The 17,532-nt window shown below is 74.7% G+C and carries 13 protein-coding genes and 1 riboswitch; of the genes, 7 read left to right on the plus strand and 6 right to left on the minus strand.

Annotation, left to right across the window (positions count from 1 at the left end):
* Window positions 1-21: 21 nt before the first annotated feature.
* Window positions 22-300 carry a hypothetical protein gene (locus QSK52_RS16845; RefSeq protein WP_285736891.1) on the minus strand — a complete coding sequence of 93 codons (279 nt, stop codon included), beginning with the start codon at window positions 298-300 and terminating at the stop codon, window positions 22-24.
* Window positions 301-445: 145 nt separating this feature from the next.
* On the opposite strand from QSK52_RS16845, the gene QSK52_RS16850 reads away from it, so the two are divergent.
* The 4 genes from QSK52_RS16850 to QSK52_RS16865 all read left to right on the plus strand — a co-directional run bounded on the left by QSK52_RS16850 (window position 446) and on the right by QSK52_RS16865 (window position 6,352).
* On the plus strand, window positions 446-2,827 hold the full coding sequence (locus QSK52_RS16850; protein ID WP_285736892.1) for an FHA domain-containing protein: 2,382 nt from the start codon (window positions 446-448) through the stop codon (window positions 2,825-2,827).
* 3 nt (window positions 2,828-2,830) lie between these two features.
* Window positions 2,831-3,328 (plus strand): hypothetical protein, encoded by a 498-nt coding sequence (locus QSK52_RS16855; protein ID WP_285736893.1) that lies wholly within the window; start codon window positions 2,831-2,833, stop codon window positions 3,326-3,328.
* 6 nt (window positions 3,329-3,334) lie between these two features.
* Window positions 3,335-4,318: a serine/threonine-protein kinase gene (locus QSK52_RS16860; protein WP_285736894.1), complete on the plus strand. Its 984-nt coding sequence runs from the start codon at window positions 3,335-3,337 to the stop codon at window positions 4,316-4,318.
* A 156-nt stretch (window positions 4,319-4,474) separates the two neighbouring features.
* Complete coding sequence (locus QSK52_RS16865) at window positions 4,475-6,352, plus strand: M1 family aminopeptidase (protein ID WP_285736895.1); 1,878 nt, start codon at window positions 4,475-4,477, stop codon at window positions 6,350-6,352.
* Window positions 6,353-6,358: 6 nt separating this feature from the next.
* Here the strand turns inward: QSK52_RS16865 and QSK52_RS16870 are convergent, their stop codons facing one another.
* A complete protein-coding gene (locus tag QSK52_RS16870; RefSeq protein ID WP_285736896.1) occupies window positions 6,359-7,723 on the minus strand; it encodes a streptophobe family protein in 1,365 nt (454 codons plus the stop codon).
* Between the two features lie 955 nt (window positions 7,724-8,678).
* Here QSK52_RS16870 and QSK52_RS16875 point away from each other — a divergent pair.
* Window positions 8,679-9,737, plus strand: a complete 1,059-nt coding sequence (locus QSK52_RS16875) for a DUF6777 domain-containing protein (protein ID WP_285736897.1) — start codon at window positions 8,679-8,681, stop codon at window positions 9,735-9,737.
* A gap of 142 nt (window positions 9,738-9,879) precedes the next feature.
* Here QSK52_RS16875 and QSK52_RS16880 read toward each other — a convergent pair whose 3' ends face one another.
* Window positions 9,880-10,440 (minus strand): dihydrofolate reductase family protein, encoded by a 561-nt coding sequence (locus QSK52_RS16880; RefSeq protein ID WP_285736898.1) that lies wholly within the window; start codon window positions 10,438-10,440, stop codon window positions 9,880-9,882.
* Between the two features lie 283 nt (window positions 10,441-10,723).
* Here QSK52_RS16880 and QSK52_RS16885 point away from each other — a divergent pair, with 283 nt between their 5' ends.
* A complete protein-coding gene (locus QSK52_RS16885; RefSeq protein WP_285736899.1) occupies window positions 10,724-11,878 on the plus strand; it encodes a serine hydrolase domain-containing protein in 1,155 nt (384 codons plus the stop codon).
* Here QSK52_RS16885 and QSK52_RS16890 read toward each other — a convergent pair.
* The 3 genes from QSK52_RS16890 to QSK52_RS16900 all read right to left on the minus strand — a co-directional run bounded on the left by QSK52_RS16890 (window position 11,860) and on the right by QSK52_RS16900 (window position 15,146).
* Entirely contained in the window at window positions 11,860-12,192 is a 333-nt protein-coding gene (locus QSK52_RS16890; protein ID WP_285736900.1) for a DUF2087 domain-containing protein, read from the minus strand. The two genes, QSK52_RS16885 and QSK52_RS16890, sit on opposite strands and share 19 nt — an antisense overlap.
* A gap of 189 nt (window positions 12,193-12,381) precedes the next feature.
* On the minus strand, window positions 12,382-13,782 hold the full coding sequence (locus tag QSK52_RS16895; RefSeq protein ID WP_285736901.1) for an NRAMP family divalent metal transporter: 1,401 nt from the start codon (window positions 13,780-13,782) through the stop codon (window positions 12,382-12,384).
* The gene (locus tag QSK52_RS16900; RefSeq protein ID WP_285736902.1) at window positions 13,779-15,146 is read right to left on the minus strand and encodes a magnesium transporter MgtE N-terminal domain-containing protein; all 1,368 of its coding nucleotides are present in this window, start codon (window positions 15,144-15,146) and stop codon (window positions 13,779-13,781) included. Before QSK52_RS16900 ends, QSK52_RS16895 begins: the two co-directional genes overlap by 4 nt.
* 692 nt (window positions 15,147-15,838) lie before the next feature.
* Window positions 15,839-16,012: riboswitch (M-box (ykoK) riboswitch) on the minus strand.
* A 234-nt stretch (window positions 16,013-16,246) separates the two neighbouring features.
* On the opposite strand from QSK52_RS16900, the gene QSK52_RS16905 reads away from it, so the two are divergent.
* Window positions 16,247-17,518: an acyltransferase family protein gene (locus tag QSK52_RS16905; RefSeq protein WP_285736903.1), complete on the plus strand. Its 1,272-nt coding sequence runs from the start codon at window positions 16,247-16,249 to the stop codon at window positions 17,516-17,518.
* Window positions 17,519-17,532: the final 14 nt, after the last annotated feature.

Below are 17,532 nucleotides of genomic sequence, written 5' to 3' on the forward strand. Positions count from 1 at the left end.
GGCCCGGGAGGGCTGGTCCGGTCACGCCTGTGGCGCGGTGGCACCTCCGCCCGTCTTCACGGCCTCGACCATGCGCTGGTGCACCTCGCGGGCCGCCGCCTCGTCCGCGGCGGCCACGGGGCTGCCCTCCACGGTGAACCAGTCGAGCGCGCCGCTGTACTGCACGGTCAGCCGCGCCTCGCCCTCGATCCACATGGTGTGCACCGTCAGGTCCCCGGTGATGACGCCGATCTCCACGGTCTTCACGCCACCGTGGCCGGACAGAATGCCCTGAGTGGTCCAGGTTGCCCAGGTGTTCACAAGCCCGCTCCCATCCGCCGCCCAACGGGCCGCTCGGTCCCGACCCCACAGGTACCCGATCCGTGGCGACCGCTTCCCACTGTCACCCGAAGGGCCGAAAACCGCCCCCCGGGCGGGTGCCCGCCGCGCGGTCTAGCATCGACGTATGGGAGAGCGAGAGGCTGCGCTCACCGCGCCGAAACTGATCCTGGAAACCGGCGGCGACTCGACGGTCATCACCCCGAGCCGCAGGTACGCCCTCGGGCGCGACCCCACCAGTGACATCGTGCTGACCGACCCGCGGGTCTCCTGGCACCACGCCGAACTGCACGTCGGCGACGGCCACTGGATCGTCGACGACACCGGCTCGACCAACGGCACCTACGCCGCCGACGGCCACCGGGTCGTCCACCTGGAGGTCGAACCCGGCACCGTGCTCTGCCTGGGGAGTCCCGCCGACGGCCCGCGCTGCACGTTCAGCGCGGTGCCCGAACCGACCGCCGTGCACCCGCTGCCCGGCCGCCGCCCGTCCGGGCTGACCGCGATCACCGGCTCCTACCGGCCGCCGTCCAGCGTCATGCCGCTGCCCGCCAAGGTGGTGCGGATCGGCCGGGCGTCCGACAACGACCTGGTGATCGGCGACCTGTCGGTCTCCCGCCACCACGCCGAGCTGCGCGCCGCGCCCGACGGCCGGTACGAGATCACCGACCTGGGCAGCCACAACGGCACCTACCTGAACGGCCAGCCGGTGCGACAGGCCCCCGTCGGGCCCGGGGACCTGGTCGGAATCGGCCATTCGGTGTTCTGCCTGGTCGGCGACGAACTGCAGGAGTTCGTCGACACCGGCGACATCGACCTCGACGTGGAGGGCCTCACCGTCCAGGTCGACGACGGCCGCACCCTGCTCGACCAGGTCACCTTCCCGGTCGGCCAGAAGTGCCTGCTCGCGGTCGCCGGGCCCAGCGGCGCCGGGAAGTCCACCCTGCTCAACGCGCTCACCGGGCTGCGCCCCGCCGACCGCGGCACCGTCCGCTACGACGGCCGCGACCTCTACCGCGACTACGCCGAACTGCGCCGCCGGATCGGCCTCGTCCCGCAGGACGACATCCTGCACACCCAACTGCCCGTCCGGAAGGCCCTCGCGTACGCCGCCGAACTGCGCTTCCCCGAGGACACCGCGCCCGAGGAGCGGGCCGCCCGGGTCGAGGAGGTGATCGACGAGCTCGGCCTCGGCAAGCGCGCCGACCAGGTCATCTCCAGCCTCTCCGGCGGCCAGCGCAAGCGGGTCAGCGTCGCCCTGGAACTGCTCACCAAGCCGTCCCTGCTCTTCCTCGACGAGCCCACCAGCGGGCTCGACCCCGGCATGGACCGGTCCGTGATGCAGATGCTGCGCGGCCTTGCCGACGACGGGCGGACCGTCATCGTGGTCACCCACAGCGTGCTCAGCCTCGACCTGTGCGACCGGCTGCTGCTGCTCGCCCCCGGCGGGCGGACCGCCTGGTACGGGCCGCCCGGCGAGACGCTGGAGCACTTCGGGTTCGCGCACTGGCCGGACGCCTTCGAGGCGTTCGAGAACCAGACCGACCGCGACTGGGCCGGGCAGTTCCGCGCCTCCGCCCCCTACCGCAAGTACGTCAGCGGCCCGGCGGGCGGCCCCGGCGACTGGCCCGGCGCGCTCGCCCCCGCCGAGCACGCCCTGCCCGAGGAGGCGACCCCCGCGCCGCCGCCCCGGCCGCGGAGCTGGCTCGGGCAGGTCGGCACGCTGTGCCGCCGGTACGCCAGCGCGCTCGCCGCCGACCGGACCTTCCTCGCCGTGATGATCGCGCTGCCGTTCGTGATGGGCGCGATGGCGCACGCACTGGCCGGCAGCCGCCTGAACCAGGACACCGCGCTGAACGCGCTGCTGATCCTGTGCGTCGGCGGGGTGCTCACCGGCGCCGCCAACGCGGTGCGCGAACTCGTCAAGGAACGGACGATCTACCAGCGCGAACGCGCCGTCGGCCTGTCCAGATCCGCGTACCTGTGCTCGAAGGTCGTCGTGCTGGGCACCGTCACCGTCGTCCAGTCGGTGGTGCTGACCATGGTCGCGCTGATCGGCGTGCAGCTCAGACCGCAGGGCGGCAGCGGGGTCTTCCTGCCGCCGCTGCTGGAGATCACCCTGGCCGTGGCGCTGCTCTCGCTCAGCGCGATGATGCTCGGCCTGCTGATCTCCGCGCTGGTGAAGAAGGAAGAGGTGACCATGCCGCTGCTGGTGCTGGTCGCCATCGTCCAGGTGGTGTTCTGCGGGGCGCTGCTGCAGCTCGACCACATCCCCGTGCTCAACCAGCTGTCCTGGCTGGTGCCCTCGCGCTGGGCGCTCGGCGCCATGGCCGCCACCATCGACCTGCACACCACCGTGCCCGGCACGCTCACCGACGACCCGCTGTTCGTGCACCGGCAGGGCGTCTGGCTGCTCGACATGGGCATGCTGATCGTGCTGGCCGTCGCGTACGGACTGGTCGTCGCCCGGCTGCTGCGCCGGCACGAGCCGGCCGTGATGCGGCGGTAGCGCATGGCGACGCCCGACGGGTTCCGGCCCACCCACGTCGTCCCCGCCGACGGCATGCCGACCTGGACCGCCCCCGACCCGGCCGCGGTCGGGGTGCCGCTGGACCCCCTGCTGCCGGTCGCGCTCACCCGGACCAACGGCAACTGGGCCCGGATCGTCTGCTCCAACGGCTGGTCCGCGTGGGTCGACGGACGGCTGCTGGTCGCCCTCCCGCAGCGGCCCCCGGCCACCGGCGCCCCGCTCGCCACCACCGACGACCCGCGTCCGCTGCTCGCCGCGCTGGAACGCTCGCTGGCCACCTACCGGCGGCTGGTCGACGACTGGGCGGCCGGCCGGATCGACCTGGAGACCTTCCGCGACGGCACCCGCGACCTGCGGCTCGGCGCGGTCCTGGACGGCCCGGACGCCTGGCTGCTCGACCTCGACCGGGGCCGCTGGTACTACTGCGACGCCACCCAGCTGCAGACCTACGCGGCCGCCGACCGCGCCGACCGGGGCTGACCGCCGATGCCCGGGGAGCCGCCCGAGCAACCGTCCCTGGCCGCCGCCGAGCCGGGCGAGCTGGACGGCCGCACGCTCGCGGGCTACCGGCTGGAGCACGTGCTCGGGCGGGGCGGCATGGCGGTGGTCTACCGCGCCGAGGACCTGCGGCTCGGCCGCACCGTCGCGGTCAAGCTGCTCGCCCCCGAACTGGCCCGCAACGAGACCTTCCGCAAGCGCTTCGTCCGGGAGTCGCACATCGCGGCCTCGCTCGACCACCCGAACATCGTCCCGGTGTACGACGCGGGCGAGGTCGAGGGCGTGCTCTACCTGGCCATGCGGTACGTCCGCGGCCGCGACCTGCGCGCCCTGCTCGACCGGGAGGGGCCGCTGACGGGCGCCCAGACCGTGCGGATCGCCGTCCAGGTGGCCAGCGCGCTGGACGCCGCGCACGCCCGCGAACTGGTGCACCGGGACGTCAAGCCGGGCAATGTGCTGATCGCCGAGGGCACCGACCCCGACCACCCCGAGCACGCCTACCTGACCGACTTCGGGCTGACCAAGAAGTCGCTCTCGCTGACCGGCCTGACCAGCGTCGGCCAGTTCGTCGGCACGCTCGACTACGTCGCCCCCGAGCAGATCTCCGGCAAGCCGGTGGACGGGCGGTGCGACGTGTACAGCCTCGGCTGCGTGGTGTTCGAGATGCTCACCGGCGGCCCGCCCTACCTGCGCGACGACGACCTGGCGCTGCTCTGGGCGCACCTCAACGACCCGCCGCCGGACGTCCGGGAGCGGCGCGCGGACCTGCCCGCCGGGGTGGGGGCGGTGCTGGAGCGGGCGATGGCGAAGCGGCCCGAGGCGCGGTACGGGAGCTGCCTGGAGTTCGTCGCGGAGCTGCGGGCGGCGGTGGGGGAGGGGAGGGCGGTGCGCGGGGCCTTCCGGGAGGGGCCCTCCCGGGAGGGGCGGCCGCCGCTGCCACCGGCCTGGGCGTGGCCGGTGTTCGACCCCTGAGCGGTCGGTCCGTCGTGCCCCGTCGCGTTCCCCGGCGGTCCTCGGCGGTTCCCCGGCGTAACGATCCGTGGCATGAACCTTTCAGAGGTGGAGGTTTGCTGGCAGTCTGCCCCTCGGCCAGGGCCCCCACAGACCCTGGCGACCGAGAGGAGCACCATGAGCAACAGACTCCGCGCCCTCGCCACCCGCGCCGTCGCCGTCCTGGGCACCACCGTGCTCGCGGCCGCCGGCGCCGCGACCGCCACCGGGCCCGCCTCCGCCGCGCAGGCCGCCACCGCACCGGCAGCCGCCTGCACCCCGGCCCAGGTGGTGGTGAACGGCGGCTTCGAGTCCGGCAGTTCGCCCTGGACCTCGTCCAGCGGCGTGATCACCGGCAGCGGCAGCCAGAGCCCCCACGGCGGCACCTCCTACGCCTGGCTGGACGGCTACGGATCCGCGCACACCGACACGCTCGGCCAGACCGTCACCCTCCCCGCGGGCTGCACCGGCGCCACCCTGAGCTTCTGGTTGCACGTCGACACCGCCGAGACCAGCAGGACCACGGCGTACGACAAGCTGACCGCGAAGCTCGGCGGCACCACCCTCGCCACCTACTCCAACCTGGACGCCGCCACCGGTTACCTGAAGAAGAGCATCGACGTCTCCGCCTACGTCGGACAGACCGTCAGCCTCTCCTTCACCGGCGTTGAGGACTCCGGGCTGCAGACCAGCTTCGTGCTCGACGACCTCGCGCTCGACGTCTCCGGCGGCACCACCACCCCGCCCCCCACCACCGACACCACCCGCACCCCCGCACCCGCCGGGTACACCGTCAGCCTGAGCAGCGACGCGAGCGGCGCCACCTGGACCGGCCACCAGAGCATCGCCTTCGGCAACCCCTCGGCGACCCCGCTGACCGAGGTGTACCTGAGGCTGTGGGACAACGCCCACGGCGCCTGCCCCACCACCCCCGTCACCGTCAGCAACCTCACCGGCGGCACCGCGGGCGCGCTCGGCGTCAACTGCACCGCGCTCAAGGTCACCCTGCCCGCGCCGCTCGCCCAGGGCCAGAGCGGCAGCCTCGGCTTCGACCTGACCATCGCCGTCCCCACCGGCGCGGACCGCTTCGGCCGCGACGGCGCGTTCGCCTTCGTCGGCAACGCCCTGCCCGTCCTCGCCGTGCGCGACGGCGCCGGGTGGCACCTCGACCCGTACACCAACAACGGCGAGTCCTTCTACACCCTCGCCTCCGACTACACCGTCACCCTCGACCACCCCAGCGGCCTGCTCGTCCCCGCCACCGGCACCTCCGTCGACACCCCCGGCAGCGCCGGGCGGACCGTCACCAAGGCGACCGCCGAGCACGTCCGCGAGTTCGCCTGGGCCGCCGGGCCGTTCAGCAAGACCTCCGGCACCTCGGCGGCGGGCACCGCGATCAACGTCTACTCGGTCAGCGGCATCGCTTCCGGCGACGCGCAGTCCATGCTGACCACCGCGAAGAGCGCCGTGGACGCGCACGCCGCACGGTTCGGCGCCTACCCCTACGGCGAACTCGACGCCGTGATCGACAACAACTTCTGGTTCGGCGGCATGGAGTACCCCGGCTTCGTCCTCGACCTGGTCTCCACCACCGCGCTCACCCACGAGATCGGCCACCAGTGGTGGTACGGCATCGTCGGCGACGACGAGTACAACAACCCCTGGCTGGACGAGGCGTTCACCGACTACGCCACCGACCTCGCCCTCGGCAGGACCGGCACCAACTGCTGGGCCAGCACCTCCTGGGCCTCCTCCGCCGAGAAGATCAGCAACTCGATGGCCTACTGGGACGCCAACCCCTCCCGCTACTCGACCGTCGTCTACGGCTACGGCAAGTGCGCCCTGCACGACCTGCGCCGCACCATCGGCGACAGCGCGATGACCACGCTGCTGCACGACTACGCGGCCGCGCACCGGTACGGGATCTCCACCACCGCCGAGTTCAAGGCCGCCGCGCAGGCCGCCACCACCGTCGACCTGGCCCCCTTCTGGGTGCAGCACCGCATCGACGGCTGACCCGCGCTAGCGGTTCCGACGCCCCGCCCGGTCGGTCGTCGGGCCCCGCCCGGCGGCGGCACCGGGCGGGGCCGCGCCGCGGCGCCGGGAGCGGCGGACGAGCAGCGCACCCAGCAGGCCGGCCAGCGCGCCCCAGCCCGCGGCGATCGGCACCGCCGTCAGCAGGTCCGGCTCCAGCACCGTCCGGCCCCCGCCGCCCAGGCCCAGCAGCGACAGCCCGAACACCGCCGACACCCGCGTCACCAGGCCGACCGCCAGCACCGCCAGCGCCAGCACCACCGCCCACTGCACGACCGAGCGCCACACCGGCAGCACCGGACGCGTCCGGGCCACCGACACCGCGCCCGCGGCCAGCACCAGCAGCGCCGCCAGCGGCAGCAGCAGCCACGCCCAGCCGTTCTGCTCCGCCAACGCGCCCAGGTCCAGCGTCACGTCCTGACCGGAACGCAGCACCGCCGCCAACGGGTGCGGGAACGGCAGACCCAGACTGTCCGTGACGTGACCGTGCCAGGACGCGCCCAGGCCCACGCCGAACCCCAACCAGGCCAGGTTCGGCAGGCCCAGGAGGACCACCGCCAACGTCTCCCGCGGCTGGCTCCCCGTCACCGCCGCCACCAGGCCCCCGACCAGCGCCAGCACCACGTACACCAGCAGCAGCACCAGCACCGCGTGCACCGTCGGCCGCAGCGTGCCGTGCCAGCGCACCAGGGCGGTCGGCAGCGGCGCCCGACGCGAAGCCGCCAACGCCAACAGCACCACCACCGCCAACCACAGCAGACCGAAACCCACCGCCGGACCCGGATCCACCCGGAACCCCACCACCGGCGCCGCACCGAACGCCCCGCCCAGCTCGTCGAGCAGCGGCTCACCCGTCGACACCGTGAAGGAGTGCCGCGCCGCCGCCGACAGCAGCAGCACCGCCACCACCCAGCAGGCCGCCAGCGCCAGCACCCGGGCCAGCAGCAACCGCCCGCCGACCACCGCGTGCCGACGCAGCGGCCGCAGGAACAGGTACGCCGCCACCAACGCCCCCACCAGCGTCACCGACAGCGGCATCGCCGAGAGCCCGCCCTGCGCGGTCGCCACGAAGGCCGCACCGCCGTCCAACCGGGCCGGCGCACCCAGCGCCATCAGCAGCGTCGCCGCCAGCACCGGACCGAACCCACCGCCCGGCAACCCGTCCGCGCCCGCCAGCCACAGGCCGAGCGCGGCCACCACCGCCATCGCCGCGAGCGCCCCCACCACCGTCACCAGCGCGGAGACCGCGACGGCCGCGGGCGCGGACAGCCGGTCGGACGGGGAGGGGGCGGGAGCGGGTGAGCGTGGCGGCAGGGGTTGGTGGGAGTTCGCAGGAGTGGCGGCACCAGACACGCGCCTCACCGGCCCTTCGAGCGCAGCCCCCCGGCGTCGGCCCGGACCGGCCGACCTTTCCAGCTTCCGACAGGGGGCGGCGGACGGCGAGTCGCCGCAGGCGGGGCGGCCGGGAGGCCCGGAGCGGCGTGGTGGTGGTGCGGATGGTGGTAGCGCGGGGTGGGAGCGGGAGGTAGGGCGGGTGCGGGGCCGGGGTGTGGGGCGGGTGCGGGGTCGTGGGGCGGCGGGTTCGGAGGGGCGGGCGGACAATGGTGGGTGCGCACGTGGACTCGGGGGAGTCCGACCGGAAGGCAGCCCCGTGACTGAGCAGCCGACACCCCGGCAGCCCGAAGAACCGGACAACGAGAACGACGGTGCCCAGGCCCCGCCGCCGCACCGCCCCACCGAACTGGTGGACGGAACGGCCGGACCGCCGACCGAGGTGGTCGGGCCGGGAGCGACGGTGGCCGGGGCCGGGCCCGGTGAGCCGGGGACCGGTGGTTCGACCGGCGCTCCGGAGGGGCAGCCGACCGAGCTGGTGGAACGGGCGGGCGGTGCGGGCGGGGCCGGTGCGGGGGACGCGGGCAGGGCATCGACCGGGGGACCGGTCGGGGAACCGCAGCCCACGGAGGTGGTGCGGCCGCCGACCGGGAGCGGCGCGGGCGGTCCGCCGCCGGTCGGTGGTGCGTTCGGGGTCGGGGTCGGTGGTGCGGCGGCGTCCTCCCCCGCTGCCCCCGGTGCTTCCGGGAGCGGGAGCGAGCCGGCGGGGCCGCCCTCCGGGCCGCTGTCGGCGGGCGGGCTGCGTCCGTCGGCCGCTTCGGGGAGTTCTGAGCTGTCGGGGGGTTCCGGGGGGTCGCAGGGGGCGGGGGCCTCGGGGAGCGGGGTGCCGCCGAGCGGCGGGCGCCCGACGGCCGGGGGCGGGGCGTCGTCCGGTGGCGGTGGGGGCGGGGGGAAGCCGTGGTGGCGGAGGGGGCCGGTGCTCGCCGGGGCGGTCCTCGTCGCCGGGCTGGGCATCGCCCTGGGCGTGGTCGCCACCGGTGGGTCGGGCGGCGGCAGCAGCGCGCAGGCCGTCGAGATGCAGCCGGTGGCCGACTCCGGGCAGAAACCCTTCACGGACTCGGTCGCCAACGGCAGCACGCCCTCCTCGGCCTCGCCGAGCGGGTCCACCTCGGCCGCGGGCTCCGCCCCCTCCGGCGGCTCCGCCTCGTCCCCGGCCGCCTCGACGGCCGGGAGCCCGAGCGCGTCCGGCGGCACCGTGAACGGCGGGCAACCCGGCCTGTACGGCGGAACCCGCGAGGTCGCCAGCTGCGACGTGCCGAAACTCTCCGGGTACCTCGCCGCCAACAGCGACAAGGCCCACGCCTGGGCCGGGGTCGAGGGCATCGACAGCTCGCAGATCAACGGCTACCTGAACGGCCTGACGCCCGTGGTGCTGCGCCAGGACACCCGGGTCACCAACCACGGCTACGAGAACGGGCAGGCACCCGCCTACCAGGCCGTCCTGCAGTCCGGGACGGCCGTGCTGGTCGACAGCCAGGGCGTGCCGCGGGTGCGTTGCGCCTGCGGCAACCCGCTGACGCCACCGAGCGGCACGGGCGGCACGTACACCGGGACGGCCTGGCCCTCGTTCCACCCGGACGGGGTGGTGACGGTGCAACCCGCACCGGCGCCGGTGACCGAGATCGTGCTGGTGGACCAGGCGACGGGCCGTCAGTTCGACCGCCCCGTGGGCGGGACGGGCGGAACCGACGGGTCGGCCTCGCCCAGTGCGTCCGGCTCGGGCGCGTCCGGCAGTTCCTCCGGGTCGGGCAAGTCCTCCGGGGCCTCCTCCTCGGCACCCTCCTCCGGAGCGTCGTCGGCTCCTCCGTCCGGCGGCCCGGGCTCGTCGGGTCAGTCCGGTTCACCGGGTTCGTCCGGCTCGCCGGGCGGCGGTGCGGGTTCGGGTTCCGGCGGTGCGTCGGGGCACGGGAGTTCCGCCGGGTCCGCCGGGGCGCCCGCGGGCGCGTCGAAGTCGGCGGGTCCGAGCACGCCGTGACGAGGTGCGACGAGCTCCGGTGTCCGGCTTCCGGTGTCCCGTGGTTCGGTGGTCGCCTCCTGCGGTCGGGTGCGGGCGCTGCGGGTGCGGACGCTGCGGGTGCGGGACCTGGTCGGGCGGGCGGTGCGCGGCCGGGGCCGGGTCAGCGGCGCAGGTAGCGGAGCAGCGTGACGCCGCTGTCGAAGGTGCGCGTCTCGGCGAGCACCAGGTCGGTGCGGGTGTCGGAGGGCGGGAACAGCGGGCGGCCGCGGCCCAGCACCACCGGGTGGACGTAGAGGCTGTACTCGTCGATCAGGTCGAGTCGGCGGAGTTCGGCGGCGAGGACGGCGCCGCCGACGGCCAGGTCGGACGCGGACGAGGACTTGAGCGCGGTGATCTCCTCGGGGTCGACGGTGCGGGCGATCCTGGTGTTCCAGTCGGCGTGGTCGAGGGTGCGGGAGAAGACCGTCTTCGGCATCTCCCGCCAGATCCGGGCGAACTCGACCACCGGCGGGGTGCTGGCCGGGTCCTGGTCGGCGGTGGGCCAGTACGCGGCCATGAGTTGGTACGTGACGCGGCCGTCGAGGAAGCCGCTCATCGCGGCCAGTCGGCGGTTGAAGTGCTCGTGCAGCTCCTCGTCGATGAGCTGCCACCCCAGCTCGCCGTCGGGACCGGCGAAGCAGCCGTCGAGCGACACGGACATCATGAACACGAGGTCGGACATCGAAACCTCCGGGCCCAGCGGTGGTCAAGGGTGCGGGCCACGCTACTCGCGCGCGGCACCCGAACGGCGGAAGCGGACGGCGGCGGGTGGGCGCGCCGCGGAAAAGCATCCACCGGCTGATGCCGGGGTCAACCGATCGGCTGACGGTGCGTCAGCCGATCGGCGCGCGAACGGTATCCGATCGTCAGGTGGGCGGGTGGTGGGGGCCGGGCACACTCTCCTCAGCAGGAGACAGAAGGTGCGGACGGTGCCGATCGGGCACCGGTGTCGAAAGGGGACGAGCATGCGTGAGGTGCACGAGGTGCACGAGGTGCGCGGGGCGGGCGGCCTGCAGGCGCTGCTGGACCGCTGGGTCGCGGACGGTGCGGTGCCCGGGGCGGTCGCCCTGGTCGCCCGCGAGGGGCAGGTCGAGACGGCCGCCGCGGGCGAGTTGGGCAGGGAGTCGCTGGTGCGGATCGCCTCGGTGGGGAAGCCCGTCACCGCCGCGGCGGTGCTCCAACTGGTCGACGACGGGGCGCTCGCGCTGGACGACCCGGTCGAGCGCTGGTTGCCGGAGCTGGCCGACCGGCGCGTGGTGCGGACACCGGGCGCCCCGGTGACGGACACCGTCCCGGCCGACCGTCCCTTCACGGTGCGGGACGTGCTGGAGTCGCGGGCCGGCTACGGCTTCCCGGCGGACTTCAGCCTGCCCGCGCTGGCCCCGCTGGTCACGGAGCTGGGGCAGGGGCCGCCGCAGCCGCAGCGGGTCCGCCCGCCCGAGGAGTGGACGGCCGTCCTGGCGGGGATCCCGATGCTCCACCAGCCCGGTGCGGGCTGGTTGTACAACACCTGCTCCGACATCCAGGGCGTCCTGGTCGCCAGGGCGACCGGCCAACCGCTCGACCAGGTGCTGGAGGAGCGGCTGTTCGACCCCCTGGGCATGCCCGACACGGCCTTCCACGCGCCAGCCGACCGCCTGGGCCCGCTCTACCGTCCGACCCCGGACGGCACGCTGGAGGTGGCCGACCCACCGGACGGCCAGTGGAGCACCCCGCCCCCGTTCCCCTCCGGGGCCGGCGGCCTGGTGTCCACCCTCGACGACGTGTTCACGTTCCTGCGGATGCTGCGCGCGGGCGGCCGCGCCGAGGACGGACGGCGGGTGCTCTCCCTCGGCGCGGTGCGGCTGATGACCACCGACCACCTGACGGAGCGCCAGCGCGCGGACAGCGCACTCTTCCTGGAAGGGCAGGGCTGGGGCTACGGCGGCTCGGTGGACGTGGTCCGCCGCGAACCGTGGAACGCACCGGGCCGCTACGGCTGGGTCGGTGGCACCGGCACCGCCGCGCACGTGGTGCGGTCGACCGGGCTGGTGACGGTGCTGCTCACCCAGCGGGAGATGACCAGCCCCACCCCGCCGCCGCTGATGCGGGAGTTCTGGCGCTACGCGGCGGGCGGCTGAGCGCCGTCCGGGCCCGCAGGGGCGGTGGGCCCGTCGGCCGGGGCGGTGACGGCGAGGCGGTAGCTCGACCCGTCCCGGGTGCGGGTCAGCAGCAGGGTCTCGACCAGGTAGCGGCGGAGCATGGAGGTGTCGGAGTGGACGGCGAGCAGGACCTCGTTGACCTCCTGCTCGGTGTACGAGCGCTCGGGGTCGAAGAGGGTGTGCGCGAGGTGCTCGAGCAGGGCGGTGCGGCGGGCGGGCTTGCGCGGGACCGACGTCAGCCGGCCGTCGGTGAAGAACGCGGTGAGGGTGGTCGGCGGTTCGTGAACAGACATGACAGGCAGCCTGTCAGGGCGGCTACCTGGAGACAAACGGATTACCGGACGGGGTGTCGGCCCGCGGGACCGGGCCGACACGCCGCAGGAGGGGAGGAAAGGATGGGGACGACCGAGCCGGGGCAGGGCCGGTTCCGGTGGGCGGCGGGGCGTGCGCTGTCGGTGCTCCGCCCCCGCCGGGGCCGGTGCTCACGCCAGGCCGAACCACCCCAGGACGGTCTGCACCAGCAGGACGGTGGACATCAGCGCCACCCCGACGACCACGGCGGTCGCGGCGATCCGGTACCGCGGGCCGTTCGCAGCGGCACCGAGCAGGGAGCGCCGGTTGGTCAGCACCAGCAGGTACACCAGCACGACCGGACTGATCAGCCCCTGGAGCACCTGGGTGCCGATCAGCAACTGGATGACGTCGACCGGGGTCAGCGCCACGATCGCGCCCAGGGCGATCTGCGCGGTGAACACGCCGAGGAACAGCGGGGCGTCCCGGAAGCGCCGGGAGACCGACCGCTCCACCCCGGCGGCCTCGCCGATCGCGTAGCTCGCCGACAGCGGCACCACCGCCCCGGCGAGGGCCGAGGCACCGAGCAGCCCGAAGGCGAACAGCAGCTCCGCTCCCGGCCCGGCCACCGGTTCCAGCGCCCGGGCGGCCTCGGCGGCGGACTGCAGCGGTCCCGTTCCGCCGATCGCCGAGGCGGTGGCGATGACGATGGTCAGACTGATCAGACAGGCGAACACCGCACCGAGCACGGCATCGGCCCGGATCAGCTTGTAGTCCTCGGGCTTCGCGCCCCGGTCCACGACGCCCGCCGCCGCGTAGAACTGCATGTACGGGCTGACGGTCGTGCCGATCAGCGCGACCGCGAGCAGGACGAAGTCACTGGACGGCTGCAGGTGCGGCACCGCCAGGTTCCGGCCGACCTCGCCCCAGTGCGGGTGCCCGAGGACCATGGCGACCGGGTAGGAGAAGAACGCCAGCGACATCACCAGGAAGATCCGCTCCGCCCAGCGGTAGGAGCCGAACAGCACCAGTGCCCACAGCAGCACGGCGGCGGGCGGCACCACCGCCCACTTCGGAACGCCCAGCAGTTCGAAGGCCGCGCCGATCCCGGCGAACTCGCTGACCACCAGGCCGGTGTTGGCCAGCAGCAGGCAGCCGACGGCCAGTGCGGTCAGCCGGAGGCTGAACTGCTCGCGGATCAGCGCCCCGAGCCCCTTGCCGGTGTGCGCGCCGAGCCGGACGGCCATCTCCTGGACCATCACCAGGGCGATGGTCACCAGCACCATGAAGAACAGCGTGCCGTACGCGTACTGCGAACCGGCCGAGGCGTAGGTGGCGATGCCGGCGGCGTCGTTGCCCGCGTTGGCGGCGACCAGGCCGGGGCCGGCCACCATCGCCACCGCGGCGACCCGGCGCAGCCCGCGCCGCCGGGGCGGAGCCTGGGGCCCGGCGGGAACCGGAGCGGTGGCTGGGCCCGCCTGGGCCGGGAGGGAGCCGACGGACGCCCCGGAGGGGAGCGGGGAGGGAACGGAACCGGTGGTGGCGGACGCGGCCGTGGGGTCGACCGGGCCGAGGTCGGTGCGGGCGTTCACTGGAGGAACCTCCGGAAGTGCAGGCGCCCGCGCTCGGGCAGCAGGGCGTCGAGGATGTCGTCGGCGAGGATCCGGCCGAGCGGTCGGCCGTCCTCGTCGGCCACCAGGAGGGAGGACTTGCGGGCGGCCACCAGTCGGTCCGCGGCTTCGGCCAGCCGGGTGTCGGGGGAGAGCGTGACGGTCGGGCCGAACTGGGCCAGCCAGGCCACCAGGTCGGCGACCGGGGTGCTGTCCTCGGCCACTGCCAGGTCGAACAGCGGCACGTCGGCGACCAGCCGGTCGGCGGCGTCCAGCACCACGACGGCGTCGAGCTCGGTGCGGTGCTCGGCCTGTGCGGCCAGAACGGCGCGGACCTCGGCGACGGTCTGCTCGGGCCGGGCCGTGACCAGACGGGTCGTCATGGCACCGCCCGCCGTGCCCTCCCGGTGCGCGAGCAGACCGCGCAGTTCGGCGGCCTCCTCGCTGGGCATCCGGTCGAGCAGGGTCTCCCGTTCGCGCGGATGGAGGTCGCGCAGTGCGTCGGCGGCCTCGTCGGGTTCCATCTCGTCGACCAGTCGGGCGGCGTGCTCCGGCCGGGTCTCGCGGAGCAGGTTCTCCAGTTCGGCGGGCTCCATCTCCTCCAGCGCGTCGGCCGCCTGCTGGGGCTCCAACCAGCCCAGCAGCTGCTGCCGTTCGCTGCGGCCGAGGTCCTCCAGGATGTCAGCCAGGTCCGCCGGACGGAGCCGGTGCAGGGCCGAGCGGGAGGCCCGCAGCCGCACCTCGGCCGGGCCCTCGGTGGCCTGCTCGCCGAACGGGGCGACCGACTGCCAGTCCAGGACGCGCTCCGGGGTGGGCCGGGCCTGCCAGCGGCGCGGCCCGAGTCGGCGCAGCAGGGTCGGCAGCGACACGTCCACCCCGACCAGCACCACCCGATCGGCCAGTGGTGCGAAGTACAGGTCGGCGGCGCGGGTGACCTGCACGCCGTCCACGTCGACGAGTTGGTGGTCCAGCACGTCGCGGGCCAGCAGCACCTCGCCGGGGCGGCGCTGGAAGTCCCGCAGGTCGACGCGGGACGTCCGGAGCCGGACGTGCCCGGCGCCGAGCCGCCCGACCGCGTCGGCGGGCAGGAAGGCCCGGCGGCGCCCGATCCGCAGGATCAGACCGGTCACCGGCGGGTACGGGTCCGGGCCGTACAACCGGGCGACCACGTCGGCCAGCCGGCCCACCTCGGCACCGGCCTGGTTGGTGACCGGCGCCCCGATCAGCCCGGCCAACGAGACGAGGGAGGACCGCACCGCGCGGCCGGCGGTGGCCCGGTGGTCGAGGGTGACCCGGCGGTCGCGCAGCCGGGCTGTGGTGGAACCGAACAGTGTGTTGGTGGCCATGGGGGAACACCTCCTCTGCCCCGGCAGGGCGGGGCGGACGGGCGGTTCGCAGCAGTTCCTCCCGCACCACGGCCGACGGGCACCGCCCGGCCGCACCACCCGGCCGCGCGTCCAGCAGCTGCGTTCGGCCGCGGTGCCCGGAACCGGTGTCCGGGCGCGCCACCGGAGCACGCGGCCGTGTGCCGGTAGGACCGGCGGCAGCGCCGGTCCTACCGTTCACCGGCCGTCGGCCACCCCGCGCCGGAAGGCGTGAGGGCGCGGCGGAACGGTCTGGCAGGTGGTGGGTCCGGCGGCTGCCGGTCCGGTGGAATCGGTCTTCCGGGCGGTGGCGGCCGGTTCCGGGCAGCGGGGAACTGCTGCCGGAGGCGGCCCCGGCAGCGCCGGCGCGGCACGGATCGGGTCGGCGGCAGTCCGACGAGCCGGTCGCACAGCGGCCGACACGACGGACGACCGGTGCACCCGGCCACTCAGCGTCCGCTCGGCGCCCACGGAGCACGGGACCGGCGGAAGGGGACCACGGAGAACCGGATCAGCGGAAGGAGAACTGCCTCGAACCGCGGAACAGCGGAGAGGACGCAACGGTGAGGGGCCGACTGTGCCCCGGACTACTGCTGTCCATCTCGCCTCCTCCCGGTCCTGGCCGACGAGTCCGACTCGCGGCCGCGCGGCAGGCGACCGGGCCGCGGCGGCCCGGCACACCCCAGTCTCGTCAGAGCTTTGGCACTCCACGGCGTGTCCCCGGCAGCGGGGAAGCCACTTGGGGTCACCCCTTGGGCCGGGGAGACCTGTCCTGATCCGGAGCGTCTCTCGACGGGTGGGATCAGTGGCCTGTGTCCGTGAAGACGCCTCACCGAACGAGGTGTCTTGTCGTTGCGCGACCAGGATAGGCCCCCGCCACCCCCACCACCTCATCCTTGACCAGGGTTTGACCGCGCGATCACGTTCCGGCCCGGAGACGGCGGCAGAAGGACGGGGCGCACGACGGGGCGCGACCCGGAGGGAGGGTTGTGGCCGAACCACAACGCGCCGGGGCGGCGGAGGCGGAGGGGTGCTGGCGATGATGACCGCTACCGGAGACGGGAAGAGGACGGGGGAAGGGCGTGGAGGACGGAACGGACCGCAGCAGGTACGTGGACCTGCTGCGCGCGGGGGCGATCGTGCTGGTGGTGCTCGGGCACTGGCTGATCACCGCGCTGGTGCGGGAACCCGACGTGGCGTTGACGGCACCCGAGTTGATGGTGGCCGTGCCGTGGACGCAGTGGCTGACCCCGGGCTTCCAGGTCATGCCGGTGTTCTTCCTGGCCGGGGGCTACGCGGCAGCCGGTTCCTGGAACCGCTGCCGGTCCGGGGACGGTACGGCAGCGGGCTGGATCCGCGGCCGGGCCCTGCGGCTGCTGCTGCCCACCGCCGCGTACCTGCTGCCGACCCTGGGCGGCCTGGCGGTCGCGGGGGCGTGCGGGGCGGATCCGGCGCTGCTCGGCATGATCGGATGGGCCCTGGCGATGCAGTTCTGGTTCCTGCCGGTCTACCTGGTGATCAGCGCGCTGACACCCTGGCTGGCCGCCCTGCACCGGCGCTGGGGCCTGGGCTCGGTCGCGGCCCTCGCCGCCGCGGGGGCGGCCGTCGACCTGCTGGTGCTCGGCGTCGGCACCGACGCGGCGCACCGTGTCGGCCTGCTGAACCACCTGCTGGCCTGGGCCGTCGCCTACCAACTCGGCTTCGCCTGGCGGGAGGGCGGTCCGGCGGCCCGTCCGGCGTTCGCGGCAGCCCTGACCACGGGCGGTGCCGCCGGGTACGCGGCGCTGGTCGGGTTCGGGCCGTTCCCGGTCAGCCTGGTCCTGGTCAGCGGCGAGGAGGTCTCGAACACCGATCCGCCGTCGCTGGCGATGCTGGCCTGGTTGTTCGCCCAGTGCGGGCTGTGCCTGCTGCTCGCCCCCTACGCCGAGCGGACCCTGCGGGCCCGGCGGCGGGCGGGCCGCCTGGTCGAACCGCTCGGCCGGGCCGGCATGTCGCTGTACCTCTGGCACATGGTGCCCGTGCTGGCCGCCGGAGCAGCCTTCTACCTCACCGACCTGGCCCCCGAACCGGAGGTCGGCTCGGCCCCCTGGTGGGCCTGGCGGCCGGTGTGGGTGCTGCTGCTGGCGGCGCTGCTCGGCGGGCTGCTGATCGCGCTCCGGCCGGTCGACGGCCTGCTGCTGCGCCTGGCCCGGCGCCTGCGGCCGCAGGACCGGCCGGTGCTGTTCGCCTTCGCGGTCGGCACCGCCCTGGTCGCGGGTGCGGCGGGCCGGTGGGCCGCCCCGGGGCCCGGGGGCGCCGTGAGCACGGCCGGTGCGGGGGCGCAGCCGGACGGGGGGGTGGAACAGGTGGGTTGAGCGGACGGGACGGC

The sequence above is a fragment of the Kitasatospora phosalacinea genome (assembly GCF_030268885.1).
Classification (GTDB): domain Bacteria; phylum Actinomycetota; class Actinomycetes; order Streptomycetales; family Streptomycetaceae; genus Kitasatospora; species Kitasatospora phosalacinea_C.